Annotated in this window: 24 protein-coding genes; 10 read left to right on the top strand and 14 right to left on the bottom strand. The window is 39.2% G+C overall.

Annotated elements, in window-relative coordinates; all coding sequences use genetic code 11:
• Window positions 1-51: 51 nt before the first annotated feature.
• From PHV30_05215 to PHV30_05180, 8 genes are all read right to left on the bottom strand, one after another.
• Complete coding sequence (locus PHV30_05215; GenBank protein ID MDD5456416.1) at window positions 52-1,488, bottom strand: hypothetical protein; 1,437 nt, start codon at window positions 1,486-1,488, stop codon at window positions 52-54.
• A 77-nt stretch (window positions 1,489-1,565) separates the two neighbouring features.
• A complete protein-coding gene (locus tag PHV30_05210) occupies window positions 1,566-3,074 on the bottom strand; it encodes a hypothetical protein (protein MDD5456415.1) in 1,509 nt (502 codons plus the stop codon).
• Between the two features lie 8 nt (window positions 3,075-3,082).
• Window positions 3,083-5,023, bottom strand: coding sequence for a hypothetical protein (locus PHV30_05205; protein ID MDD5456414.1), 1,941 nt, complete (start codon window positions 5,021-5,023; stop codon window positions 3,083-3,085).
• Window positions 5,023-5,910 (bottom strand): hypothetical protein, encoded by an 888-nt coding sequence (locus PHV30_05200; GenBank protein ID MDD5456413.1) that lies wholly within the window; start codon window positions 5,908-5,910, stop codon window positions 5,023-5,025. Before PHV30_05200 ends, PHV30_05205 begins: the two co-directional genes overlap by 1 nt.
• Window positions 5,911-6,101: 191 nt before the next feature.
• Window positions 6,102-7,109 (bottom strand): hypothetical protein, encoded by a 1,008-nt coding sequence (locus tag PHV30_05195; GenBank protein ID MDD5456412.1) that lies wholly within the window; start codon window positions 7,107-7,109, stop codon window positions 6,102-6,104.
• 27 nt (window positions 7,110-7,136) lie between these two features.
• A complete protein-coding gene (locus PHV30_05190) occupies window positions 7,137-9,002 on the bottom strand; it encodes a Maf family protein (GenBank protein MDD5456411.1) in 1,866 nt (621 codons plus the stop codon).
• A gap of 9 nt (window positions 9,003-9,011) precedes the next feature.
• Window positions 9,012-9,926, bottom strand: coding sequence for a hypothetical protein (locus PHV30_05185; protein MDD5456410.1), 915 nt, complete (start codon window positions 9,924-9,926; stop codon window positions 9,012-9,014).
• Between the two features lie 60 nt (window positions 9,927-9,986).
• Window positions 9,987-10,847 (bottom strand): hypothetical protein, encoded by an 861-nt coding sequence (locus tag PHV30_05180; protein MDD5456409.1) that lies wholly within the window; start codon window positions 10,845-10,847, stop codon window positions 9,987-9,989.
• Between the two features lie 126 nt (window positions 10,848-10,973).
• On the opposite strand from PHV30_05180, the gene PHV30_05175 reads away from it, so the two are divergent.
• Together PHV30_05175 and hypE are read left to right on the top strand one after the other, a co-directional pair.
• Window positions 10,974-11,243, top strand: a complete 270-nt coding sequence (locus tag PHV30_05175; GenBank protein MDD5456408.1) for a DUF4342 domain-containing protein — start codon at window positions 10,974-10,976, stop codon at window positions 11,241-11,243.
• Window positions 11,236-12,249 carry a hydrogenase expression/formation protein HypE gene (hypE, locus tag PHV30_05170; protein MDD5456407.1) on the top strand — a complete coding sequence of 338 codons (1,014 nt, stop codon included), beginning with the start codon at window positions 11,236-11,238 and terminating at the stop codon, window positions 12,247-12,249. Before PHV30_05175 ends, hypE begins: the two co-directional genes overlap by 8 nt.
• Here hypE and PHV30_05165 read toward each other — a convergent pair.
• From PHV30_05165 to PHV30_05155, 3 genes are all read right to left on the bottom strand, one after another.
• Window positions 12,246-13,007, bottom strand: coding sequence for an MBL fold metallo-hydrolase (locus PHV30_05165; protein ID MDD5456406.1), 762 nt, complete (start codon window positions 13,005-13,007; stop codon window positions 12,246-12,248). The two genes, hypE and PHV30_05165, sit on opposite strands and share 4 nt — an antisense overlap.
• Window positions 13,008-13,218: 211 nt before the next feature.
• Window positions 13,219-13,563: a biopolymer transporter ExbD gene (locus PHV30_05160; GenBank protein MDD5456405.1), complete on the bottom strand. Its 345-nt coding sequence runs from the start codon at window positions 13,561-13,563 to the stop codon at window positions 13,219-13,221.
• 44 nt (window positions 13,564-13,607) lie between these two features.
• Window positions 13,608-14,255 carry a MotA/TolQ/ExbB proton channel family protein gene (locus PHV30_05155; protein ID MDD5456404.1) on the bottom strand — a complete coding sequence of 216 codons (648 nt, stop codon included), beginning with the start codon at window positions 14,253-14,255 and terminating at the stop codon, window positions 13,608-13,610.
• Between the two features lie 169 nt (window positions 14,256-14,424).
• On the opposite strand from PHV30_05155, the gene PHV30_05150 reads away from it, so the two are divergent.
• The 8 genes from PHV30_05150 to PHV30_05115 all read left to right on the top strand — a co-directional run bounded on the left by PHV30_05150 (window position 14,425) and on the right by PHV30_05115 (window position 22,433).
• Window positions 14,425-14,772 carry a hydrogenase maturation nickel metallochaperone HypA gene (locus tag PHV30_05150; protein MDD5456403.1) on the top strand — a complete coding sequence of 116 codons (348 nt, stop codon included), beginning with the start codon at window positions 14,425-14,427 and terminating at the stop codon, window positions 14,770-14,772.
• A gap of 87 nt (window positions 14,773-14,859) precedes the next feature.
• Entirely contained in the window at window positions 14,860-15,849 is a 990-nt protein-coding gene (locus PHV30_05145) for a hypothetical protein (protein MDD5456402.1), read from the top strand.
• Window positions 15,846-17,327, top strand: coding sequence for a Ni/Fe hydrogenase subunit alpha (locus PHV30_05140; protein ID MDD5456401.1), 1,482 nt, complete (start codon window positions 15,846-15,848; stop codon window positions 17,325-17,327). Before PHV30_05145 ends, PHV30_05140 begins: the two co-directional genes overlap by 4 nt.
• Window positions 17,327-17,842, top strand: coding sequence for a hydrogenase maturation protease (locus PHV30_05135; protein MDD5456400.1), 516 nt, complete (start codon window positions 17,327-17,329; stop codon window positions 17,840-17,842). The genes PHV30_05140 and PHV30_05135 overlap by 1 nt, the downstream gene beginning before the upstream one ends.
• The gene (locus PHV30_05130) at window positions 17,839-19,803 is read left to right on the top strand and encodes a CoB--CoM heterodisulfide reductase iron-sulfur subunit A family protein (protein MDD5456399.1); all 1,965 of its coding nucleotides are present in this window, start codon (window positions 17,839-17,841) and stop codon (window positions 19,801-19,803) included. Before PHV30_05135 ends, PHV30_05130 begins: the two co-directional genes overlap by 4 nt.
• 117 nt (window positions 19,804-19,920) lie before the next feature.
• Window positions 19,921-20,343: a hydrogenase iron-sulfur subunit gene (locus PHV30_05125; protein ID MDD5456398.1), complete on the top strand. Its 423-nt coding sequence runs from the start codon at window positions 19,921-19,923 to the stop codon at window positions 20,341-20,343.
• 205 nt (window positions 20,344-20,548) lie between these two features.
• Window positions 20,549-22,042, top strand: coding sequence for an SH3 domain-containing protein (locus PHV30_05120; GenBank protein ID MDD5456397.1), 1,494 nt, complete (start codon window positions 20,549-20,551; stop codon window positions 22,040-22,042).
• 217 nt (window positions 22,043-22,259) lie between these two features.
• On the top strand, window positions 22,260-22,433 hold the full coding sequence (locus PHV30_05115; protein ID MDD5456396.1) for a hypothetical protein: 174 nt from the start codon (window positions 22,260-22,262) through the stop codon (window positions 22,431-22,433).
• A 13-nt stretch (window positions 22,434-22,446) separates the two neighbouring features.
• Here the strand turns inward: PHV30_05115 and PHV30_05110 are convergent, their stop codons facing one another.
• The 3 genes from PHV30_05110 to PHV30_05100 form a co-directional block, all read right to left on the bottom strand.
• Window positions 22,447-23,421, bottom strand: coding sequence for a hypothetical protein (locus PHV30_05110; GenBank protein ID MDD5456395.1), 975 nt, complete (start codon window positions 23,419-23,421; stop codon window positions 22,447-22,449).
• Window positions 23,414-24,307 carry a hypothetical protein gene (locus PHV30_05105; protein MDD5456394.1) on the bottom strand — a complete coding sequence of 298 codons (894 nt, stop codon included), beginning with the start codon at window positions 24,305-24,307 and terminating at the stop codon, window positions 23,414-23,416. The genes PHV30_05110 and PHV30_05105 overlap by 8 nt, the downstream gene beginning before the upstream one ends.
• A 23-nt stretch (window positions 24,308-24,330) precedes the next feature.
• A partial coding sequence (locus PHV30_05100) for a hypothetical protein (GenBank protein ID MDD5456393.1) occupies window positions 24,331-25,157 on the bottom strand: 827 nt, incomplete at its 5' end.

Raw genomic sequence — 25,157 nt, 5'->3', positions numbered from 1 at the left:
GAAATACTCCCTTCTCTTTGTAAGAGAAGGGTTGGGGATGAGTTTTTCATCTTAATTATTTCCTATGATCACCCAGTTGCTTCCATCACTAACCAGAGTTACATATTCATATTGCATGGTTAAAACATAGGTGCTGTCCTTGTCTATCAATTGTCCTGCGCTGGTAGCAATGACAACTTTGTTTTTGCCGGTATCTATCTTCTTAATCGTGTAGTATCTGCCGTCTATACCTGCTGCGGTCGGCAGGGTCATGGTTATTTGCCCGTTGCCGGCATTAGCCAGCACTATGCTGTCTGATCCGGTGAGAGTATAGCTGGAAGTTTTGATGCTTAAAGCTACAGACAGTGATCCGTTAACATCAAGAGTGCTATTGGGGTTTGCTGTTTTTATACCGGTTGCTCCCGCAGAAGTAAGCACCAATGAGCCTGCAGGTGCAGTGGAACTTACATTTACGGCACCAGTAAGTCCTGAGGAATCCATGGCCAGAGCTTTGTTGGCTGTAGTTGATGTTAGTGAGCTATTAACGTTTAAAGCTGATTCAGTTTTATTACTCAATAAACCCGAGTTAGAAGCATAATTTGCGGTTGCTGATGTCAGAGCACTGTTAACGTTCAGAGCAGTTTCAGTTTTGCCGCCTAATAATGAGGCATTATTAGCATTCTGCGCGTTAATGGCTGAACCTGCAGCGATTGCGTAATTGGCGGTAGTAGCAGTTACTGCAGTTGCGACATTTAGAGCTGCCTCAGTTTTGCCGCCAAGAAGTGCTGTATTGCCGGCATAATTAGCTGTAACAGCTGTCAGGGCTGTGGCAACATTTAGCTGGTTTTCAGCCTTGGTTTTGGCATAGGATTGGACAGATGGGTCAGATTCGGCTATAAGATAGCTGCTGTCATTGGTAAATTGGGAAATAGCCATGCTGGCAAGTTTATTGGCTGTAGTCGCAGTTAAGGCACTATTAACATTAAGGGCCGCTTCAGTTTTATTACCCAGTAATGCGGAGTTTGCAGAATAATTTGCTGTCAGTGCTGAATTGGCCAAAACACTGATTCCTGAGCTCTGAGCAGTGAGCGCGACGTTCGCTGTGCCAACTGAAAGTTGATTCTCAGCTTTGGTTTTAGCATAGGATTGGACCGATGGATCGGATTCTGTTGTAAGATAGCCGCTGTCATTAGTAAACTGAGAAATAGCCATGCTGGCAAGTTTATTGGCTGTGGCAGCGAAAACATTGGTCAGCAGAGCTCCGTCACCTACAAGAGAAGCAGCAGTAATTTTGCCGGATGCTTTTATGTCACCTATTACATCCAGTCTGGACTGTGGTGACAGAGTGCCCAACCCGATATAACCGTTAATGGAAATAACCAGACCTTCCAATGGTGTATCTACATACATTTGTAAAGACCCGTCAGGTCTTTTGCTGGTGAGGGCAAAAAGCTGGGAGCAGGCTATCAGGGTGATAATTATTAATTTGTATTTAAAGATATTTTTCATGTGAACCCCTTTCCAATATTTCGAAACAAAATTATAAACTAATTTTTAAAAAACCACCTCCTGTTATTTAAATAATTTCAATTGTTTCCGATTATATGCCACCCGTCTCCATCGCTAATCAAATTTACATATTCATTTTGAATGGACAGGAAATACAGGTCGTCTGTGTCAATTTTATCCAGACCATTTGTTCTGATTGTTACTTTGTTTTTGCCTGAATCAATTTTTTTAATTGTATAAAATTTGCCGGTAAAATTTGCGGCAGCCGGGAGAAAGATACTTACAGGGCCGTTTGCTGTATTTGCCAGAATGACTTGGTCATTCATATTTAGAAAAATGTTTGCGGCGGTGCCTGGACTTATATTCATTGTTGAGGACCGGGTTTGCAAATTATTAAGCGCCTGGCTGGTTATAAATCCGCTGTCATTGGAAAATTGAGAAATTTTCATGCTGGTCAGAGCGCTCGCGGTTATTGCATAATTTGCGTTTTGAGCCATATTAGCCAGAGTACTAAGCTCCGAACTCTGAGTCCTAAGCGCGTAATTAGCTGTACTCACGCTGAGTTGGTTTTCATCCTTTGTTTTGGCGTAGGATTTTACCAGCGGGTCGCTTTCCTGGGCCAGATAAGCGCTATCATTGGAAAATTGAGAAATTTTCATGCTGACGAGTTTATTGGCTGTTAAAGCAAAATCAGCTTTGTAAGAGGAGGAAGAGACTGCAGCTTTTGGGGCAATATATTCTGTATCGTCTTTATAGACCAGGCTGTTAGGCTTATCATAGACATTGTTCCAGTACACTTTTCTGGCCAGTTCGGTTTCTTTACTGAGTAAAGCATAGTCAGAAGTTCCGGACAAAGCGCTGAACCCTGAGCTCTGAGCCCATAGAGCAGTATTTGCGGTTATTGCTATATTAGCAGTTCCAGCCAGAGCGCTAAGCTCCGAGCTCTGAGCTCTTAGTGCGTAATTAGCCGTACTTTGTACCTGAGCCAGCATTCCTTTTGTAACTATGTCCGGCCTGTCTGTGATATTTATCCAGGAAACAGATTGCGCCAGCAGAGCAAAGTCGGCTGTATTGGATATCTGAGCACTTAAAGCTGACAATGCGATATTTGCTGTATTGGCCAGAGCACTGAACTCAGAGTTCTGAGCCTTCAGCGACACATCAGCGGTGTTAGACTTGAGCGCAAATATGGACTGCGGATTATAAAATATTTGTTTTAAGGGTTTTAATGTTTCACCGTTAATACTTTGTTCCAGATAATAATCTCCGGGCCCTGAAAAAATATTTTCATCCAGCGGGTTTGTGCTGTCACCAAGAACGATGGAATAAACTCCTTCATCAGGTTTAACAGTCAGAAGAGCGGAAGTCCATAAGGGTTTTGTTAATTCCGGGCTGCGGTAAATTTTATACTGCATGGAAACATTGACGGTCACCGGATGTCCGCTGTTATCCTTGAGAATGCCGCTTTCCATAATAGACTGCGAAAACGCCAGAGAAAAGGTTAAAAGCAGTATTATTCGTTTCATAATAGAATAATAACAATTTTCCAATGAATGAGAAGCAGTTTTATGTAAAATAGTGTTCATAATTTCCTTTAACTGACTACCGCTAACTTATATTTTTTGGTTTGCGTTTTGCCTGCGCTATCCGTAGCTTTAAGTATCAAAATATAAACCCCCTTGGCCACCTTCATTCCGTTAACATTGGTTCCGTCCCAGACCAGAATATGATCTCCGGCTGTCCCCAGTTCAGTGGCCGTGAAATTCCATTTTTTTATGAAGTAGCCGAACAGGCTGTAAATATCAATTTCCACGCTAGCCTGACTGCCAAGGGTATAATAGATGGTTGTATTTTCCTTGCGGCTGTCAAAAGGATTGGGAGCGTTGAAAAGCACTTTTACCAGTTCGTCAGCCTGAGTATTATTGAAGGAGTATTCTTCGCTGAAATCTCCCCAGTCACCTGCTTTATTTTTCAGCGCTACTTTAAAGGTATAAGAATCATCTTTGGGTAAGGACAGTGGAACTGTCTGCACCTCTGCTGTAATAACATTATCTTCATAGATATTTTTCCAGTAGGGATTTTTTGAGGATTTCATCATTATCCTGTAGCTGGCGAGTCCGCTTTCCGGGTCCAGCGCTGAAGATGCGTTGAACATAAAATCCAGTGTCAGATTATTATCTACCTGCTGCAAATTTTGATTTACAATTGGCTGCAACAAAACAGATGAAGGCTTTAAGGGTGGAGTGAGGTCCGCCAAAAAGATATTACTGCTTATTCGTTTGCTGGTGGATACACCGACCAGTTCATAGATGAGCTGATAATGCTGATTATGCTCCAGCGGTAATTTTGTGGGCAGGCTATACAATTTCTGCTGTCCGTTTGTTTCGGATAAAGCCTGAGACTTAACGTTTATTTCTTCCCAGTCTCTCACGGTTTTGCCGCTATCCGCGTTGACTACTGAATAACGAAATTTTAACTGTTGTTTCAAGGGGTCCAGATAAACCACATCAGGCTCGATTTGCTGAGATTTCCCTACAAACGGATAAACTTCCGATTCTGTAATTATAGGTTTGCTTTTTGGCACTACAGACAACTCTTTACCGGACATATTTGCAGTGGTGATATGTTCAGACATATTACCAGTAAGCTTTCGGGTTAAAATGGAGGTTATGGTTAATTTTAACGAACCTGAAACCGTGCTGTCGGCCAGATCAAAGCCGAGCATATATTTTTTTGGAACAAGGTCTATGATTTGTTGGCTTTTTACATTGAGAGTGAATTCGTATCCCTGCGGAATTTCAATCTTTCCCAGCAGTTCGTTATTGTTGCCGGACACAGTATAAAGTGCGATATTATTAATCTGGGTAAAATCAAATTCAGGATTTATGGAAAATTTTATATTTTTTAAAACATATTCATTATGCCTGGCCTGCATATTGAATACAACACCCTGGTTAATTTGACTGCCCGTATGTACCTCATCTGCTATGCCGGTTTCTAAAAGTTCATAGGGTACGGGGTTAAGTCCGTCATCCACAATAATATTTAATGACGAATAATAAATTTTCTGGTTTTGCCCGTAATCGAGAAGCGTTAAAAGCAGGTTGGTTGTGCCGTCAAAGATGTCCAGAGGTCGGCACTGGACATAAATATGATTGTTTCTTGCCCAGCTTTTTACAGGATTTAAGTCTTTAACAAGCGATGCCCAGTCCTGCAATGCTTCGCTGAGCTCAATATCCATGATCAGGTCCTGCCCCAGTATCAGGTACGACGGTGATACTGTTATATTTATTACAGAAGGGAATTCGTTATGTTTTGATTTAAAAAGTATTTCATTGGCCAGGTCCAGGTTCAAATAATTATTATCCTGCTTTACGTCTGACAAGGTTTCGGAAAATCTGGTTTGGGCCTGGAAAGTATTGGAACCCCCTTTATAACTGTTCAGTCCGGAAATATTTGTGGATTTAAAATTCTGCGCTTGCCCGCCAAAGATAAACCCGCATAGTAGTATAAGCATAAGCTGTTTTTTCTTCATTAAAAAGCCCCCAGATCATAACTGAACGCTACTTGATGTTGCGTACCAATATTATTAATGATACAGGCATAATCAAAAGAAACACAATAAACTTGCAGCCCAAAACCTGCGCTTATTTCTGATGAATTTATACCTCCGCGCAGTGAGCAGTTTAAGGAATTACTTTCAATAAATAAATACTCCAGTCCCGCATAGTAGGCTGTACCTCTGAGCAAGCGGGCACTGTCGATGGTCAGGAGCAGTTTGTCGGTTATTTTACCGCTTATTCCCAAATCCAGGTCTAATTCATATTGATTGGAAGTATCTCCGCCAACTATGGAAAGCAGATTTCTTATATTACCGCCTACTTTAATAGTGTTGATATTCATAAGAAAACCAAGATCACAACTGAGCACGCTGTCATTACTCTGGTCTATATTGCGAAAACCGTACTTACCTGTACAACCTACACTGAAAGATTTATTGATCTCCCAGCCATAGCTCATCATTATCGATCCGGCTCCGGCACTGAATATTTTATCGGCTGTAGCTGAAGGTTGATTGCCATTATGCATTTCAATGCCTGCAACATTAAGGCCGATGTAATTGATAGCGATTGTTTGTGATTTGCCTAAAGGAAATGCCATACCTGCGTGTATGTAGCTTACATCATCAAGCAAAGAGATGTTCATATAGGTTATACTGCTTTGCTTCACTTTAGCCAGGCTGGCGCTGTTCCAGTAGCCGGCTGTGGCATCGCTCATTATAGTCCGGGCAGCTTTACCCATGGCAGCGGCTCTGGCCCCAACTCCATAGTCCAGATAATCACTTGCATAACCGCCGATGATCTCACCGTAACTAAATGCAGTAAAGAAAATTACTGTCAGTAATTTGAGCCCAAAACGCATATAAAAAGTCCGTTTCTTAATGCGTATGGTGTTTAATTTTTTTGGGAAAACGCCAGAATCACTGGCATTTAGCGGATTTCCGACAAGCGGACCAACCCATACCCCCAAATACACCTATACTATCTTTGTTTCATTTATATATATGCCCGGTTTCAAAATTTCTAAACATTTAAAAAGGCTGGTAGGATTTATTACGTCTTTTTATATTTTTCTTCAAATTTTTTAATATCCAGGTCAGGTATTAACACCTGCAGAGACAGCGCAAAATTCCTTACATCCAGACCGAAATAAGTCTCAGGGCTGAATAGCGGCGGTTCATGAAAGGCTCCTGTATCTGAAACAAAGAAAAGCCTGGCTTTTCCATTTTCTATAAATATTTTAAAGTTTTCCGTATGCAGGTCCGTGCCTTCGTTATTCTGACAGATAAAACCGGCCTGATGGATATTTTGGATAATTTTTACTGCCTGTTCAGCCAGATCGTCATAAAATTTTTTTATATTTTTATAACTGCTGGCAATGCTGAGGAACAAGCTCTTCAGGCCGACTTCTCCCAGATTATACAGTCGTCTGCCCTGAACATATTCGTAGCCCATAATTCCCAGCGGTTCGTTCCAGTTATAATTAAATGTTTGTTTGTACAGACTATATTGTCCTTTTGGCAGAGCTTCAAAAAATAAAGGTTTGACTATCTGAGTAGCAGGGTCACCCGTTATTTTTTCAGCGATTTCAAAATTTTTGTGAGAAATATTTCTTCGGTCGTCCAGTTCGCCGGGGATTTTTATTTCCAGCGCAAAGCTGATTTGTTTGGCAGCGTTCATTACAAATAAAGTGTGGCGGCGATAGGACTCGGTTACCGGAGTAATATAAATATCAGCACCCAGATGCAGGTATAAACTGTTTGCAACGGCGTATTCCAGCGGGTCTTGCCAGCCCTGTGGTCTGTATTTGTCAAAATCAAATTTCATTCTTAATTGAGAAGCGATCTTCAACAGTTTGGTTGCGTTTTCCACATCAAACAAAATATTGTATAAATCAGGATAATCTTTTTTGAGTAAATTGATTTTCCTCTGCCCCAGCATTTTGCCAGCCGTCAGCTTAATCGGTTTATCAAGGTTAGGCAGGTCTTCAGTGGAAATACCCAGTTCTGCAGAGTTAATCGGTTTAATAGAATTATTTAAAGAAATAATTTTTGCGGGCATATAAATTTATCGTGAAAAAAACGTTTTTTATTCAATAATTTTGAAGGCCAAATCCAGCAGATTTACCTGGCGGTCATTCAACGTATAGTATTTTTGCTTATCCCAAATACCCCAGATAGACTGATAAAGATCAGCAGGTTTTATTTCCTTGAGCTTTATTCCGCATTTTTTTAACATTGTTTCGGTTTTTCTGACAGGCAGGCCAATAACAGTGAAGGGATCTCCGATAACTTTTTCCATAAGCTGAAGAATCTCAGGTTCCTGCAAGCCATATGCTCCTGCCTTGCCCAGCGGTCCGCGGTTTTTAAGCTCATCATCCAGTGCCAGACTGATATATTTTTTTAACAACTCATCGGTGGAGGAATCTAATTTTTTATAAATAATTCTGGTTTGAACAGAACTGATGTACATTGCCATTTTTGAGGCGTCAAAGACTACTACGCTTGAACATACCCTGTGTTCTTTGCCCATCAGCGAATATAAAATTTTTTCAGCTGCTTTTAACTGCTCTGCTTTGGTTTTTCCTTCGGCTTTACCTACAACAGATTTATCATGCAGGTATAAAAGAGTGTCAGATGTTAAGATTATTTGCTGTTTTAAATCTTTGTTTTTTAAAAAGGGGAGCAATTTCATCGCGGCAACGGTTTTGGTAATATTATTAAAATTTGTGCAAACCGCGGGTTTATGTTCGCTGGAAGAAGATTCCAGAGAAATAAATTTTACACCCATTTGTTCCAGCAGATATTGCCGTCTTGGAGATTTGGACGCAAGCAGAACTTCTTCGTTAATCAGAGGATTTTGCACATGTATAAGGGCAATTTCTTTAAACAGTGCAGCTACAGATTGATTGCCGAATTTTTCAAAGAGCAGGCCAACAATTTCCGTCTGCAATTTTTCTGTAAAGCCCAGAAATTTTTTGGTGTAAACAGCGGGTTCCGCTTCGATCTTATCGGTCATATAATAGCTATATGCTTCCAATATAATATCCAGAGCATCAGTTGTGTTCCTGTCCTCAAGAATATTCCATAAATTGGTTTTTTCTCCTTTATATGATATGACCGGATTAGTTTGAAAGTATTCCAGGTCTTCCTGAGTTAACCCGTTTTCCAGCAAAGCATTGCCCAGCGGATGTTCCTGCGGTTGAATGTTTTGCCAGATCATAAGTTCCTGCATGGCTTCCAGAGCAGATGCGCTGGCATGTACCACATTGTCCTGGTTGGTAACCATAAGACCGTAATCATCCTGATGCTGCTGAAAATATCCTCTGATAGAGTTAAGGTCAGCTTTTTGAGGGTCGGTGCTCCCGATGAGCTTACGAAACTCCTGCCAGCCGGTTTGCGGAAAGCTGACTATATAATATCTAACCTGACTGTCTTCGTTTGTATATTTTGCCTGCATGGCCGGGTAAAAACCATTAAGCACATAAAGTTTTTGTCCCCGGTGTAAATATTCAATAGCATACAAGCCGCTTCCAATTTTATGACGTTCCGCTTTTTCCCAGAGCTCATTAAGCTGTTTCGCGTCAATATTAAGCAGTTTCATGAATTCAAACCCGTTAATCATTTGCTTTTGAGTAATGGCTTTATCCCAGTTTGCTTGAAAGATATCAGCAAATTTTGTTTTTACTTCCGACGATATTTCCAGATCAGCAGGTTTTACAGCGGATTTTTTAGATATCTCCGAATAATGCCGGTCAATGATATTTTTCTGTCTGATCTCTTTTCCCGAGATGGTATCGGAGCTCAGGATATTAATACCTTTTTTAGCAAGGGACTGTTCAATAAATTCCTGCGCAGCGTTGTTCGCGGCAGCATGAGGTTTTATAAAAACAAAAGCGATATTCTTCAGACCAGCCACGTTAGTATTATAAGCGATGATCTTAAATTTTTGCATTTTTTTAGTTTATGGACAACCGCCGTGTTTGTCAAAAACCTCTTCATTATCTTTTAGCACTATCAGTTTACCGTGAGAAGTTGGCAGGCTGAGCTTTCCCATATTCGGTTCGAAGAAAAAGAGGACCATTTGTTTTTTTATTTCAGGTTTAATTTCGGGCGCGTTAACCATACTATGCAGAATACTAAGTATGTCCGAAGGTTTTAAATTTTTCAAAGTCTCGGCAATCGTCCTGTTTAATTTGGAATTTTTATGTTTAAATATGTTATTAATAACTTCTGCTTTGTATTTACCCTTAATATAGTTATTAATAATATTTTCTATAAGTTGTTTGGTTCGATAATCAGGGGCAGTTTCTTTTACAGCTTCATTAAAAATTGTTGCTATATCCATAATTCCGCTTTTTATAGCTTTGGTAAAAAAAGTATCTAACAGACCGGAATGATTGTTGTGAATTGAATAATCGCTGTAAGTCTTCAGGAACCATTCGTGTAGGCATTCTCTGGTAAAAATGTCCGCGCTCAACAGATATTTAAGTGAGGTGGTATTAAATTTTAGAATAGACATGTTTTTGATATATTCATAATTCTTATTGATTGTGTGCCTGTCCAGATAAGGATAACGGATCAGTTTTTCCTTTTCGTTAATAATAATATTTATAACCTCAAATTGATTTTTGTTTGATAGGGCAGCAATCAAATCTACAAGAAAGCCCCTGACGTCATATTCTATAATCGCTTTATCTGTGAGCTGTTTAACCAGATCATAAAGGTTTAAAGATTTATTAGCCTTAAGCAATTTGACAGCTGTTCCTATCGATTCTGCCTGTTCTTGCGGTTTTTTATTGAATTTATATCCTTTACTCATCTCCAATAATTGATTGAATAATTGTTTGGATTTTTCAGCGATTATTTTTGTTTTCATAATGACCTCCTGTTGATAACATCTATATATCGATTGCCTAGTAAAGAAATTTCAAAATAATTATTGGAATATTTTTTTAGCGATGCGCAGGAAATCAGTAATATTGTTTAGTAAAAATCCCATACAACTTTCCGGATTCAGATAAGAACCGCCTTCAGCTTCTTTGTCTAATTCATACTTTCTTTTAAGCGAATCACATAATCCCTGTTCTTCCTCAGATAAAGAATCCGGTTTGGCAGATACAGTCTTGTAACCGTAAAATTTTATTATTGAATATAGCAGGAAAATTACACTTTCGTGTTCTGTTAATGAATTAATTGACATAATTTTATTTATTCGTGCCATGAAATTTTCTTTCAAATTATCGTCCATAAGAGGATATACAATAGACAAAGCGCTCGCCAGACTATGATTTACGCAATGAGCTTTTGTTTGACGATCGAACATTAACACTTTGGCAATTTCCAATAACAATTCTCTGGCTTCCTTTATGTTCAGAAAAGCGTTTTTAGTAACTATGTGAACCGAAAGGTTCAATACAGCGCAATTAATATGACAATAAGCAACCCAGGTCTCCGGTGCTGTTTCACTAAAGGAATGTTCATACGGGTAGAAGTTATATTGTTTAAATAAGTTTCGCAGATCCCCGATTATCATTAATTCTTTCTGAATTCGTTCATCTGCGTCTATATTCTGGTCCCTATGTAAAAGTTTTATTTCGTTGTACAAAAAAATCAGTTTTTCCATAATTTTATGAGGATAGAATTGGTGATAATCTTTGTTGCGTCTCATAATTTCTAAAGGATTTTTCATAATATAAGCTACACAAGGTTTTAGAAATGGATGTTTATCTGCTAAATCTTCTAAATATTTTATAGGTGGTTTTGGTGATCCTGTAAAAGAGATGATTTTGTATTTCATAATATTTTTCACGAGTATATAAATATATCGGCAATAAGTATGGTTTGTTGCCTGAAACATGTTTTTAAACTGATTAGCTGAAGATAATAATTGTGTTACAATATGACCAATTTCTGGAGGTGGCTTATGAGCGAACAAAATAAAGAAGAATATAAAATTAACGGTGATATGCTGCTTAAGAAGATTAAAGAATTGATCCATGAGGGTAATATCCGCAAGATTACAATTAAAGATCGGGAAGGGCACATAATCATCACTTTACCTTTAACTGTGGGTGTAGTAGGTGCGATGCTTGCTCCAGCCCTCGCAGCTGTTGGGGCTGTGGCAGCTCTGCTCACTGAATGTACGATTCTTGTGGAAAGAGCGCAGGATAAAGATAAGGATAAAAATGATTAATTATGTGCTGCTCGACCATGGCAGCGGCGGGCTGCTTTCTCAAGATTTAATTAGAAATATTTTTCTGAAATATTTTAACACGGGCAAACAAGCTATTCTTACAGATTCAGCTTTATTAAAAGTTCCTGAAAAAGAATTGGCCATGACAACGGACAGCTATGTGGTTAATCCTGTTTTTTTCCCGGGAGGTAATATAGGCAAGCTGGCAGTATGCGGAACAGTTAATGATTTGGCTGTGGTTGGCGCTACTCCCTTGTACATTAGTTGTGGTTTTATTATCGAAGAGGGATTTCCTTTAAAGGACTTGGAAATAATTGTTAAATCCATGGCAACCGAAGCAAAAAATGCAGGGATAAAAATAGTAACAGGCGATACCAAAGTCGTGGAAAAAGGAAGTTGCGATAAACTATTTATTAATACGACAGGAATTGGCATACTACATAAAAATAGCAGTAAAATAGCTATCGGTAAAAATATTAAAGTTGGCGATAAAATTATTATTAATGGAAGCATCGCTGAACACGGATTAGCGGTCATGATGCAGCGCCATGGTTTTCAATTTGATACAAAAATAAAGTCAGATTGTGCGTCCTTGAACCATTTGATCCAAAAGATTTTGGTTGTCTGCCCGGATATCAAATTTATGAGAGACGCCACTCGGGGAGGGCTGGCTTCGGTACTATGTGAATGTGTAGAGAAAAGAACCTTTGGTATTAAGCTATACGAACCGGATATCCCGGTCAAAGAGCAAGTAAAGGGTATATCTGAGCTTTTGGGTTTTGATCCGCTATATGTGGCTAACGAAGGAAAAGTTGTTATGGTTGTTTCTACAAAAGATACTGAGGCAATTATGAATATCATGAAAAAAGATACTTTAGGTAAACATGCGGCTGTTATTGGTGAAGTCGTCAAAGAGACACCAGGAACAGTTACCCTGAAAACAAATGCAGGTGGGCATCGCATTGTGCATATGCTCACCGGGGCGCAACTGCCAAGAATTTGTTAATTCAACGAGCCAGCAATACCCTTAGCTATTTTGGGGGTTAACTGTTGCTCGGTAAAGCCATAATGTGCGGTAAAAATTATTTTTACATTCGGTATTGTCGCAATTTTTTTAATGGATTTTTTAAGTGTTTTTGTATCCATATTAAAAAATGGATCAAATACTCCTATTTTACCATTTATCAAACTTAAAGTATCACCCACGAACAGATAATTATCATTAATCAGGTAGCACATCGAACCAAGTGTATGACCCGGTGTTAATATGCATTTTATCTTTATCCTGTCGATATCCAACACCTGATTGTCTGAAAGTAACAGATACGAATGCCCGAGTGAATTTTTTTTAAAAAATTTTCGATTCTTTTTGCCATTGATCAAATCTTCTTCCTGTTTGGAAATATACACGGATGCATTTTTAAACAGAGAAATACCGGCTGTATGGTCAGGGTCGGTATGAGTAAGAAATACTGCGATTACTTTATTAGGATCCAGATTATTTTCTTTCATGGCTGCCGCGCTTAAAATATTATTGTTACCAGCGTCTATTGCTATATAGTTATCGGTTGTACCTTTTACTATGTAAAAACTGACAAACTGATTATTAATTAGATATATGTCATCTTCTACCATTCCGGAGGGGATGGCTTTCATTGATTTGATGGTATTATTTACTGTGATGAAATTGGCGACAAGATACCCGATCAGAAGTAAAACCGCAAGTAGGATAATACTAATAAAAATTTTGATATTTTTTTTCATACAAACAGCCTCCCTTTAATAAATTATCCCCCTCTAAATTTGAAACAATCCCGCAGTTTAAGAAGTTCCAAATATTGTCCCGGTTTTTTGCTGCGTAATCTGCTCTGTCAGGAAATTTGAGACAAGGTCTGCTGAGGTCGCGGTTAGAATTAGAATAAAAGAAAATAAAAAATTTATGCTTCTTCTGATAAATTGCCCAGATAAGCTAAATTTAATCAGCTTTTTCATCATTTTGATTTTTAGCCGTGAGTTCCAGTTTTTCTGCTCCATTTTTCTGAGCAATATCCATTACTTTTATCACAAGTCCGTAATTAATACTTTTGTCAGCATAGATAAGTACTGGCTTTTTTACAGCTAGTAATTGTTTTAACAGGGTATCCAAAGCCTCAAAATCTTTGACAGGTTCGTCATTCACAGCCAGTTGATTATTTTCCTGAACAGAAATCCGGATTTTATCTGTGGTGGAAACAGGAGATTTCATTTCAATGTAAGGAAGATTAACTTTTATTGATGATTGTAACAGAACAGGTGTGACTACAATAAAAACGACAAGAATGACCAGAACTATGTCTGTGAAAGGGATAATATTTATTTCAGATATTAATTTTTTGGTGTCTTGTTGGAAGTGGATGATGGCCCGTTCCCTCCAGTTAAAAGTTCGATCACTTCAGAGCTGGTTATTTCCAGCCCACGTAATATGCCATAAGTTTGGCGGGTAAAATAATTAAAGGCTATGACCGCTGGTATAGCGACGAATAATCCGGCAGCGGTGTTTAGCAATGCCTCCGCAATACCGCTGGCTACCATTCCGGCGGCATAGGTTTGCGCCAGAGATAATCCTCTGAATGTTTTAATTATCCCCAGGACAGTACCGAACAGACCGATAAATGGTGTAATATTACCCAGGGTTGCCAATATGCTTAGCTTATTTTCCAGTTGCAAAGTAAGAGCTATACCTTTGCGATGCACAAGCTCCTCAAGTTTGTCTTTAGTTTGACCTTTCTTATCAATGGCCTGGGCAAACATGTCTCCGACAAGAGATTTATTTTTTTCACAAATATCTATGGAGTCATTAATCTTATTTTTTTTTAGTTTAGGCAGTAAATCCCTGTTCAGTTTTTTTATTTTTCTTTTAATTATGCCAAATACGAACAGACGTTCAATGATTACCGATATTGAAAGGATGGAACAAAAGGTCAGCAACCATAAAACCATGCCACCCTGCTGCAGAAATTGATAAATAGTCATATTTTGATACATGATTAATTATTAGTATAAACAGTAAATATTTTAATTGCAATATGATAAATCGTGAATCGTGAATCGTGAATAGTGAATAGTGAGTAGTGAAAGGTGTTATCGTTTGACCATTCACTTTTTGCTTTTCACCTTTCATCCTTTTCTATATACTTACCTCATGCACGAAATGTCTGTTATCATGTCCGCCTGGAACATAATCGAAGAAGAGATGAAAAAAAAGCATTATAAAAAATTATTGTCCGTGGATATAGAAGTAGGAGATTATTTGGATATAGTGGACGAATCGCTGGAGCTTTGTTTCGAGGCTGTAACTATGGAATCGGATGTGGCAAAAGATGCTGAATTGAATATAATTCACAAGAAAACTGTCGTACAATGCAATCGTTGTAAAAGCACCTGGGATTTTAAAGAAAACTGGTATATTTGTGAGAAATGTAATATATCCGATTCTGTTATCATCGCCGGTAAGGATTTCCGAATTTTAAGTTTGGAAATTGAAGAGTGATTTCAAAGTTTAAATTTTCTGAAATCATTGAATAAAAAAATCTATCCGGCTATCATTTAATCAGATAAAGTCTGAGGGGAACCTTTCATGGGAATAAAACCGAAAATAGCTATGTATTGGGCCAGCTCCTGTGGAGGGTGTGAAATTTCTCTGGCAAATATTCATGACAAACTTCTGGATGTTGAGGCAAATTTTAATCTGATATTTTGTCCATGTCTGGTAGATACAAAATTGCATGATATAGAACAAATGTCTGATAAAGATATTTTTATAACTTTTTTTAACGGCGCCATACGTAATTCCGATAATGAAGAAATGGCTCAACTGCTAAGAAAAAAGAGCAGGATATTGATTGCATATGGTGCGTGTTCCAAAGACGGCGGTATTCCTTCACTCAGTAATCTTTATTCAACGGAAGAACATTTTAAAAATATTTATATGGATAATTTAACGGTTGACAATCCATTTAGAGTAACACCAAAAATTTATACCAATGTTGAGGAAGGCCAGCTTACTCTTCCCGCCCTGTATGAAACCGTAAGATCACTGGACCAGGTGGTTGACGTTGATTATTATATGCCGGGTTGTCCACCGGAACCGGAACAACTAATTAATGTTTTAGATTTTATTCTTTCCGGCGGCGCGCTTCCCCCAAAAGGAAGCCGGATAGGTGTTGGCAAAACTACAGTCTGCGAAGAATGCAAAAGAATAAAACATGATAAAAAAATCAAAAAATTTTGCCGGACCTGGGAAATAATACCTGATAAAAAAACCTGTCTTCTGGAGCAGGGCCTTATTTGTATGGGCATAGCTACCAGCGGAGGTTGCGGAGGATTATGCCCGGAAGTTAACATGCCCTGTATCGGTTGCTATGGAGCAGCAGAAGGTGTGGAAGACCAGGGCGCTAAAATGATTTCAGCTTTGGGAAGTATTATTGATATAGAACCGTTAAAAGGTATGTCCGAAGATAAAATAACTGAGTACATTAGGAATATTCTTAAAGACATACCGGATTGTGCCGGAACGTTTTATAAATTCGGAATGGCCAAAGCTATGGTGAACAGGAGGGTCAAATGAAAAAGGTGACCATTGATCCCATATCCAGGCTGGAAGGTCATGGCAAAATAGAGATATTTCTTGATGATGACGGAAACGTGGAAAACGCGTATCTGCAAATTCCCGAGCTCAGAGGATTTGAACAGTTTGTAGTAGGTCGTCCGGCAGAAGATATGCCGGTGATCACAAACCGGATTTGCGGCGTATGCCCTGAAGCTCATCATATGGCCGCGACTAAAGCTTTAGATGATCTTTTTCAGGTTGTGCCCAATTCCGCGGCAAAAAAACTCAGAGAACTTTTTTATTCTTCATTTTTTGTAACCGATCATACGACACATTTTTATGCTCTGGGCGGACCTGATTTTATTGTAGGTCCGGATGCTCCTGCCGGCGAACGCAACATTCTGGGGGTTATCAGAAAAGTAGGGGTTGATATAGGAAAACAAGTTATAGCCTGTCGTCAGCGAAATCATGAGGTGATCAAGTTGCTGGGCGGTCGTGGAATTCATCCTGCTGCCGGACTTCCCGGAGGCTGGAGTAAAGCGATTAATGAAGAAGAGCGTCAGGGTATTGAAAAAACCGCGCGCGCCAATATTGAGTTTGCTTTGTTCACCCTGAAAGCTTTTGACGAGATTGTTTTAAAAAACTCTGTATATCTAGACCTTATCACCTCCGATACTTATCGGCATGAAACATATTACATGGGTCTGGTGGACAATAGTAACAGAGTAAATTTTTACGATGGTATGTTGCGGATTGTAGCTCCAAACGGTCAGGAATATGTAAAATATCATCCGTGTGATTACCGGCAGCATATAGCTGAAATAGTAATGACCTGGACATACTTGAAATTCCCTTATTTGAAAAATATCGGCTGGAAAGGTTTTGTTGATGGCGCGAGTAGCGGAGTTTACTGCGCCACACCTCTTTCCAGACTTAACGTAGCTGATAGTATGGCCACACCTCTGGCCCAGGAACATTTTGAAAAGATGTACGAAACTTTAGGTAGCAAAAAAGTAAACGGTCGCTATTTACCAATCCATTTCAGGCTGGCGACGCATTGGGCAAGGCTTATTGAACTACTCTACGCGGCAGAACGCATGCTGGAATTGGCAACAGATGAGGAAATCACTTGCCCTGATGTCAGGGTTATTCCCAGTGGTGTTAAAGGCGAGGGAATCGGTTGTGTGGAAGCACCACGAGGTACTTTAACCCATCATTATTTAACAGATGAAAGAGGTATAGTTGCCAAAGCAAATTTGATAGTCGGCACTACCAATAATTATGCGCCAATTGCCATGTCTATTAAAAAAGCCGCTCAAAAGTTTATTCACAACGGTATTGTTGATGAAGGTCTTCTGAATAAAGTTGAGATGGCCTTTCGTTTGTATGATCCCTGTTTTTCCTGCGCTACTCATAATTTGCCCGGGAAAATGCCATTACATATAGCGCTGAAAAACAATAGCGGACAATTGTTGCAGGAAATAAGGAGAGATTGATGAAACTGGTTGTTGTAGGTCTTGGTAATCCGGTAATGAGTGACGATAGTGTAGGAATTAAAACAGTACGTGAACTGGCAAAAAAGTTACCTGCTAACTCTGAAGTCATAATCAAAGAAGCGTATGCCGGAGGATTGCGACTTATGGATGAATTGATCGGCTATGAGCAGGCAATTATCGTCGACTCAATAGTCACAGATAAATATAAGCCTGGAACAATAATCAAATCGGATTTACAAACTTCCTTTATTAGCAGGAACCTCTCTTGTTCACATGATCTGGATTTGATTTCTGCTTTAGAACTGGCCCGCATTTCCGGTTTGAAATGTCCGGAGAAAATATCAGTTTGGGCAATTGAGGCTAAGGATATATGGACCTTTAGCGAGATGTTAACAGCTCAAGTATCACAAGCCGTTCCCCTGGTAGTACAAGAAATAGAGCAAGTAATAGACGGCTTGGTCGGTAATTTAACAAATATGGAACCGGTTCCCGGCACTAACAGGAGGCAAGGATGATGAAAACCGGGATTTATTTATGTGAGTGTGGTGGTAATATTTCCGACAAAATCAATTTGCAAAAAGTGACCGAGGAAATAATGCTGCAGCAATTTGTCGGATATGTGGAACGTATAAATCTGATGTGTTCATTTGACGGACAACAGGCCCTTATTTCCAGCCTGCTTAATAAAAGACCGGACAGAGTAGTTATCGCGGCATGTTCACCCAGAGACCATGAAAAAACATTTATGGATGCGCTAAGTCAGGCTGGGATAAACCCCTATTTAATGCAAATGGTTAACTTCAGAGAGCAACTGGCCTGGGTTACTGAGGACGGGGAAAAAGCTACGCAAAAAGCAATAAGCATGTTGAAAGGCGCATTAGGCAGGGTACGATTACAGGAATCGTTGACCAAACAAAAGCTGAGTATGGCAACGGATGTAGTCATTATCGGCGCCGGACCGGCCGGGCTTAAAGCTGCTTTAACTCTGGCCAAGGCTGATCGCAAAGTAACTATTGTGGAAAAGTCGCCAATGGTTGGTGGCTTACCCGTACAATATGGTGAACTGTTTCCCGAAATGGAATGCGGACCTTGTATGCTGGAGCCCTTGGAACACGAAATTTTTCATGGTGATTACGCAAAAAACATTGAGATCATGACTTCTTCTGAATTGCACGAAGTAAAAGGTTTTTATGGCAATTTCATATTGCAGGTTAAAAAACATCCACGTTATGTGCAGGTTCACAAATGTATTGGTTGCGGTGAATGTGTTAATGTTTGTCCGATAAGCATCAAGAACCCTTTAAATTTCGGTAGGAATCAAAAAAAAGCAATTGATTTTACTTTTTTCGGCGCTTTACCCAATGCCACCTATATCGATTATTCCGTATGTCTGAGAGCTAAAGGCGAGAATTGTACATCTTGCAGGGATGTTTGCCCTATAGAAGGTACGGTGAATTACGAAGATACGGAAGAAATTGTGAATATAAAGGCCGGGGCTGTTCTTTTAGCAGTAGGTTCAGGATTATATGATCTGAACCGTTTACCCAATCTGGGATATGGAAAAATGAATGATGTTATCAGTAGTCTGGAATTTGAAAGAATGCTGGCGTCGACAGGTCCTACCAGTGGGAAAATACAATTACAAGATGGCGGACTGCCTGGCAGCATAGCTATTATTCATTGTGTAGGAAGCCTTGATAAAGAGCATAAATCTTATTGTTCAGGCACATGTTGTCAGTCTGCTTTTAAATATAATCATGAAATTCATCAGAAGCTCCATGGTGCAAAGATTGTTCACTTGTACAGACAGTTTGTATTTCCGGGGAAAAGTAATTATAACCTGTATGAAAAAGCCATGCATAACCCTGACTCTATATTAATAAAATATAAAAATATTAAGGATATAAATGTCTTTGACAATCATTCTTCAAAAATAATTCAGTATAAGGATTGTGATGGACACAGTGGTGAGATAAATGTCGATATGGTTATTCTGCTTCCGGCTGTTATTCCCAGTTCAGATAGCAAATCCTTCCTTGAACTTTTGGAAGTTAATCCTGACAAGGAAGGTTTTTTTGAAGAACTTCACGGTATCGCGGATAACGCCAGCAGCAAAGTAAAGGGTGTCTATCTGGCAGGTTCTTGCCAGTCGCCCAAAGATATTGCTCAGTCCATGACCCAGGGTATGGCTTCGGCCGGATATATTTTATCCGGACTAATCCCGGGTCGTCAGCTGGAAATAGAGCCCATAACCGCAACGGTTATCGATGAAAAATGCGCTGGTTGCAGGGTTTGCGCCAGCGTGTGTCCGTACAAGGCTGTACAGTTTGATGAAGAAAAGAAAAAATCAACTGTTAACGCTGTTTTATGCCAGGGTTGCGGAACATGTGTAGCATCATGTCCGGCTGGCGCTATAAAAGGAAATAATTTTACACTAGAACAAATTTTTGCTGAAATTAAAGGGTTGATGAGTTGATGGGGTAAAAGGGTAAATGAGTTGATGGGTGGGAGTCATCCTGAGCTTGACGAAGGGTGACCAAGTTTAGTCCGGTCATGTTTCGTCAAGCTCAACATGACACGAGATGGAGATAAGATGCAGGTTAATAGCTTTGAACCGAAGATTGTCGGATTTTTGTGTAACTGGTGTTCTTATGCCGGGGCAGACAAGGCAGGTTCGGCCCAACTGGTATACCCGCCGAACGTAAGGATTGTGAAGGTGATGTGTTCCGGCAGACTGGATGCCCAGTTCGTTCTGAAGGCATTTCAGGAAGGCGCGGACGGAGTCATTATTCTGGCTTGCCATCCTGGAGATTGTCATTACAAAGAAGGTAATTACAGGGCCAGGCAACGTTATGAAATACTTAGCTGTCTTTTAAAGCAATACGGCATTGAGTTAGAACGTTGCGTTTTTGACTATGTTTCCGCAGGTGAAGGTGAGAAATTCGTTCAGATTATCACTGATACTGTAAACAAGGTCAAACAGCTGGGGGAACTGGCTCTTAAAGAAACAAACTGACCGGCGATCAATTATACTCTTTCAAAATTGGTTTTCAGCTTTGTTCTTTGCGTCGCCAAGTGCTCGACGTATGTTTGAATAAGCCTTCCGCCTTCGCATAGAGCTACAGCGGGGCAGAATTCCCAATTTTGTGCGAGTATACTGTAACACAATTTGTTTAGGTTATAAGCTTAACTTGTAAGAAATATTCATCTACAATAAGATAATGCGCAATATCAATAAAAAATTTTATTATGTGAACCTGCTCATAGGTTTTTATTTGTTCTGGACATTGTCATTCGCGGGAAATATCAGCTCTGATATTTTATCTTCAATAAATGAATGCCCTGTATTGATTTCTGAGAATAGTGAAAATAATGTTTCGCTTAATATTTTGCAGGATTTGATAACGCTTACCCAAAACCCTTTGTTTTATCTTAATCCGTCTGATGCTGATAAAGCTTTGTTGTCGGATGATGAACAGGTAAGCAGGAACAGCAGATTTAATAAAATATTTTTTATCCCTTGGCATCAGTACAGGCCATATTATTCCAAAACAGATATTCAGGGCATAATTAACAGATATAAATCAGATCCTGGTTTTGGTGAAAACAAGCTCAAACATTCTATAGAGAGGGTATTTCAATTGGAAAAACTGGCCGGATTGCAGGATTATCCCAACACAAAACGGAAAGCAATAACCGTGAGAAACACCAGCCTAAGATTGCTGCCAACAAGCAGACCGCTATTTGATGATTTTAATCAAGCGGGTCAGGGGTATCCTTTTGATAATCTGCAAAACTCGGGAATAGCTGTGAACACCCCTGTTTATATCTCGCATCAGTCAGTCGATGGGAGTTGGGTGCTGGCTGAATCAAGTTTCGCGTTAGGTTGGATACCGGCAGATGATATCGCTTATGTTGATGATGAGTTCGTCAGTAGCTGGGAATTTAATAAGTTTTTGGCTGTAGTAAAAGATAACAGTGCAATTTACAATACAGGCTATCGTTATGGTGTGCATGCAAATATCGGCAGTATTTTTCCTGACATATCCTATGATATTATTAATAACATTTTCGGGTTTTTAGGTTCGTTGTTTGACGCCAGACATCCGGACAACGATTATTATACTTGCTTATATGCAGCCGCGGACTCCAACAGGAACGCGATTATAAAAACCGGTAAGATTCTGAAAACCGTATCCGTCAAAAAGCCCGAAAAGATTAGTCAGAAAAATATCGCTTCACTTGCCGTCGGAGTCATGGAGCAGCCTTATGGCTGGGGTGACATGTATGAAGATCGGGATTGCGCATCGCTGATAAAAGACCTGTTTGTGCCTTTCGGGATATGGCTGCCACGAAATGGCAATTATCAAGCAAATGCCGGATATTATATGGAAATAAATGTTGTAAGCTCTGATGAAAAAGAAAAAATAATTCAGGAAAAAGCTGTACCGTTTTTTACTTTGGTTTGGCTGAAAGGACATATCATGCTCTATATAGGTTCATATGAAAACAAACCGCTGGTACTGCATAATATGTGGGGTATTAAAACTATAAACAATGAAGGACAGGAGGGGCGGTTTATTGTAGGCAAAACAGTAATCACTACCCTGGAACCAGGCAAGGAACTGCCTGATATTTATAAACCGCTTATTGAAAGAGTCAGGGGAATAACTTATCTGGGGAAACCGATGGAGGAAATAAGAGATAAGTGGTAAGTGGTAAGTTGATGACTTAAGATTTAAGGTTGAATTGTGTAATCGTGTAGTCGTTGAGTCGAGTCATGCTGAGCTAGACGAAGTATGACTAATCGTAATAGTCCCCCCTTCGTCCCGCCTACGCTAAAGCTTCCGTCTTCGCTGAAGCTTCGCCGAGACAAGTCGTCGAGGCAAGCAAGCTCAGGGTGACGTATGACTGCAAAAGGAAGATGCATGTATGAAAAAAATAAAAAAGAAAGAAGTGCTGGAAAAAATAAAAGAACTTAAAGCTAAATCCGAACATAGTTTTTTGCAGTTCAGGCCATCAGTGCAGCTTTCAGAAAAAGACAAACAGAAAAAAAGATCCAGTCAAAAAGCAAAACTGAAGAAAGAACTGGAAGAAGAAGTTTAGTAAAAGTTGCAGTTTATTTTTTTATTTGTTCCAGAATATTACTTATCAGCGCCAGTGTGTTTTCGCCGACAACAACTTTAGGATAGCAGGGCGCGGTCAATTCCAGTGTATCGCATCGTACCAGCCCTTTTGATAAATGAAAGAATTCCTGCAGAGTTTTATAAAAATGAACAAGATTTGCCGAGTCTGCCTGTGAACCTGCTTTATGTCCGAAATTTAGAGGTTTTTCATAAGACTTTTCCAGAAAACTTTCAATGGAATATTTTTTTTGAAATGTTTTAAGCACTACCAACACTTCTCTTTGCAGTTTGTGATTATTTTGAAAAGGGTTGAGTCTGAAATTTTGAGAATGGATATCTATTCCATCCTTAATTTTATTGCCGCAAATCAGTTGGTTGTCTTTAAGTTCCTGCATAATTGTTTCGGAACTGATATTGAATTTTCGTTCCAGATGTTCAAAATGTTTTGTGCGTATGGGCCCATGATTAAGTAAAATATATTTATCCTGATTTTTTTCCAGTTGTAACAGAAAATACTGCCCGACAAGTTTTACTTCATGAAATCTTTTATATTCGGTATGGTCTTCATAATTGCATCTTTCATCGATGATGACCGGCAATGGACGTCGTCCTGAATTTTTTGTATTAAATGATTCATTTAAGGATGCACAGGTTTCTTTATAATTTTTTTCAGTAAGCTGTTCAGATGTTTTTTCGATCCTATGTTTGACTTTTTCCAGATCATATTCACTGCAATATGTCTGAAGGCCGAACCAGGTTATCTGCTGTTTCAAATATTCATCAAGCAGTATTGCTTCTGTCGGTTCAAGTATATCGTTGCTGTTCATATTTGCCGCGTAGTCAAACAGCTTATCCATTTTTGCGCGGTCTCTCAGATATTTTGTAGCTGGTACCATTTCATTATAATTGTCATAGCGCTGTAACCAGAGATTTTTTATTTGCTGTGCTTTGGTTTGCAGTTCATTCATGGCTGATATTATTTAAGCATTGAGCTATGAATGGTTTGTGCGCATCATCAATGTTATTTAGCAGACCCTGTCTGTAATTCCCAGACATACCTGCCAATAATTTTTCTATATTCTTTGAAAAAGATTCAAAATTGATACCATACCAGGCAAAATTATCAGGCTTCCTGCTTTCCTCAAGCAATCTGCCAAGACTTCTGTTTATCAGATTATAATGGGGGCTATTTATACCATTTACAGCTAATTCGTTGAATGCCGGAAATAAATAGTTATAGATATTTTTGGCAGTAACCGGTAACATTTCCAGCTCTATCGAAGCGGTTATATCCAGCAATATAGAGTGATATTCTGGTTTTGGTAAAGCTGAAAGCCCGCTGGAGATGATCCGCATTTTATTGTTAAGGATTTTTTCATAACTGTCGTTGAACCTCTGGAGAATGCTGGTAAATAGGTCGAAATTCAAACCTGCAGCAGCCAAATCGCGGATAAGATCAATCATATAACAATACTGTTTGTTGTCAAACAGGGTTTGCGCAGAGTAACCAATAAGGTTGTAATAAATATTATTTAATTTTTCAGTTTTTTCTTTTTCTAAATAATATTTATTAAGACCTTCAAGGTATTGTTTTAATAATTCGGGGTACTTGCCGGAAATCACTATAACAAATTCCAGGGCCCAGCTGTATTCATCTGTGTTTTCAGTATCAATATGCTTGAGAAAATTATAAGTCAGAGCGCTTACTCGGGCTGGATCAGCGCCGATATAGTCTTCAAAAAGCTGCATACGGCCCTGATTGGCATCAGTTGTCCAGGTTATTTCAAACCTTTCATTACTGATAGCAATATCCCTAATTAATTGTCCAACGCTAGAGATTACTTTATAAAACATTAATCTAATTATCGAAGGGAACTCTAAATAGTTGCAGGAAAATTATTATACCTTTGTATAATTAACGGAGAACTAAGCGGAGCATAGGCAAAAACCGGCAGATTTTTCTGGAAATACTTGATGGTATAGGGCTGGCCAAGTTTTTGCGTCCAATGGTGCCAGGTAATAAATTCGGCAAAATCCTCAGCCCAGTTCTGACTGCCGTAAAGCGAAGCAAAAGGAGTTTGCTGCAATTTTTTATAGATGGCTAAAGCTTGCTTACTGCTCAATTTGGGCTTTTTCCCTGAATCATAGAAATGTATCCGGTTTTGCCAGGGCAATTGATAGTTTGAAACCGGCCGGGTATAGTTTTGCCAAATATCTTTGGTAAAAGCAGTTTGAGGATTTTTTCCGGTTTTTTCCAGTAACCTGAGGTCCGGTTCGACATAAGGTGAAAAATGATAAAGATAATCAGCCATATGGCTGGTTTCATGCAACAGAATGTACATAAAACCTGTATAAGTTTTGCCGCAATCAATTTCGATATGTATATTTTTATCAGGTTTAAAACAGGTATTTTCCTTATAGGTCAGCCAGGCTGAAGCATCGGTTGTGAGGGTACCTGGATTAAAAACGAGAATAAAATAACGGACTTTGTGGTTTTCCAGAATATAGTCGGTAAGGCCGCTTCCCCTGTAATTATTAATGAAATATATCCCGAGCACATGGTCAGTCAAAACTTTTTTATTTAACTCCGGTAATCTTTCAATATAATCCGCAATCATCCGCGAGTCTGATGATGAAGGTTCATAATTGGAATAATTATTAGTCCGGTCCATTTTTTGCAGATAGTTAATCAGAAAGGGCGGGG

Source organism: Candidatus Margulisiibacteriota bacterium, assembly GCA_028715625.1.
Taxonomy (GTDB): Bacteria; Margulisbacteria; Riflemargulisbacteria; order GWF2-35-9; family GWF2-35-9; genus JAQURL01.
This window is presented reverse-complemented; position numbering and strand designations above follow the sequence as displayed.

Bases quoted from the DNA above. Each gene is read 5' to 3' on its own strand.
- PHV30_05145 (MDD5456402.1), top strand. From the start codon at position 14,860: ATGGGAATAAAACCGAAAATAGCTATGTATTGGGCCAGCTCCTGTGGA.
- PHV30_05165 (MDD5456406.1), bottom strand. From the start codon at position 13,007: ATGAAAAAAAATATCAAAATTTTTATTAGTATTATCCTACTTGCGGTT.
- PHV30_05105 (MDD5456394.1), bottom strand. From the start codon at position 24,307: ATGTTTTATAAAGTAATCTCTAGCGTTGGACAATTAATTAGGGATATT.
- PHV30_05135 (MDD5456400.1), top strand. From the start codon at position 17,327: ATGAAACTGGTTGTTGTAGGTCTTGGTAATCCGGTAATGAGTGACGAT.
- PHV30_05130 (MDD5456399.1), top strand. From the start codon at position 17,839: ATGATGAAAACCGGGATTTATTTATGTGAGTGTGGTGGTAATATTTCC.
- PHV30_05115 (MDD5456396.1), top strand. From the start codon at position 22,260: ATGAAAAAAATAAAAAAGAAAGAAGTGCTGGAAAAAATAAAAGAACTT.
- PHV30_05190 (MDD5456411.1), bottom strand. From the start codon at position 9,002: ATGCAAAAATTTAAGATCATCGCTTATAATACTAACGTGGCTGGTCTG.
- PHV30_05200 (MDD5456413.1), bottom strand. From the start codon at position 5,910: ATGCGTTTTGGGCTCAAATTACTGACAGTAATTTTCTTTACTGCATTT.
- PHV30_05125 (MDD5456398.1), top strand. From the start codon at position 19,921: ATGCAGGTTAATAGCTTTGAACCGAAGATTGTCGGATTTTTGTGTAAC.
- PHV30_05150 (MDD5456403.1), top strand. From the start codon at position 14,425: ATGCACGAAATGTCTGTTATCATGTCCGCCTGGAACATAATCGAAGAA.
- hypE (MDD5456407.1), top strand. From the start codon at position 11,236: ATGATTAATTATGTGCTGCTCGACCATGGCAGCGGCGGGCTGCTTTCT.
- PHV30_05210 (MDD5456415.1), bottom strand. From the start codon at position 3,074: ATGAACACTATTTTACATAAAACTGCTTCTCATTCATTGGAAAATTGT.
- PHV30_05205 (MDD5456414.1), bottom strand. From the start codon at position 5,023: ATGAAGAAAAAACAGCTTATGCTTATACTACTATGCGGGTTTATCTTT.
- PHV30_05185 (MDD5456410.1), bottom strand. From the start codon at position 9,926: ATGAAAACAAAAATAATCGCTGAAAAATCCAAACAATTATTCAATCAA.
- PHV30_05175 (MDD5456408.1), top strand. From the start codon at position 10,974: ATGAGCGAACAAAATAAAGAAGAATATAAAATTAACGGTGATATGCTG.
- PHV30_05140 (MDD5456401.1), top strand. From the start codon at position 15,846: ATGAAAAAGGTGACCATTGATCCCATATCCAGGCTGGAAGGTCATGGC.
- PHV30_05195 (MDD5456412.1), bottom strand. From the start codon at position 7,109: ATGCCCGCAAAAATTATTTCTTTAAATAATTCTATTAAACCGATTAAC.
- PHV30_05120 (MDD5456397.1), top strand. From the start codon at position 20,549: ATGCGCAATATCAATAAAAAATTTTATTATGTGAACCTGCTCATAGGT.
- PHV30_05180 (MDD5456409.1), bottom strand. From the start codon at position 10,847: ATGAAATACAAAATCATCTCTTTTACAGGATCACCAAAACCACCTATA.
- PHV30_05155 (MDD5456404.1), bottom strand. From the start codon at position 14,255: ATGACTATTTATCAATTTCTGCAGCAGGGTGGCATGGTTTTATGGTTG.
- PHV30_05215 (MDD5456416.1), bottom strand. From the start codon at position 1,488: ATGAAAAATATCTTTAAATACAAATTAATAATTATCACCCTGATAGCC.
- PHV30_05110 (MDD5456395.1), bottom strand. From the start codon at position 23,421: ATGAATGAACTGCAAACCAAAGCACAGCAAATAAAAAATCTCTGGTTA.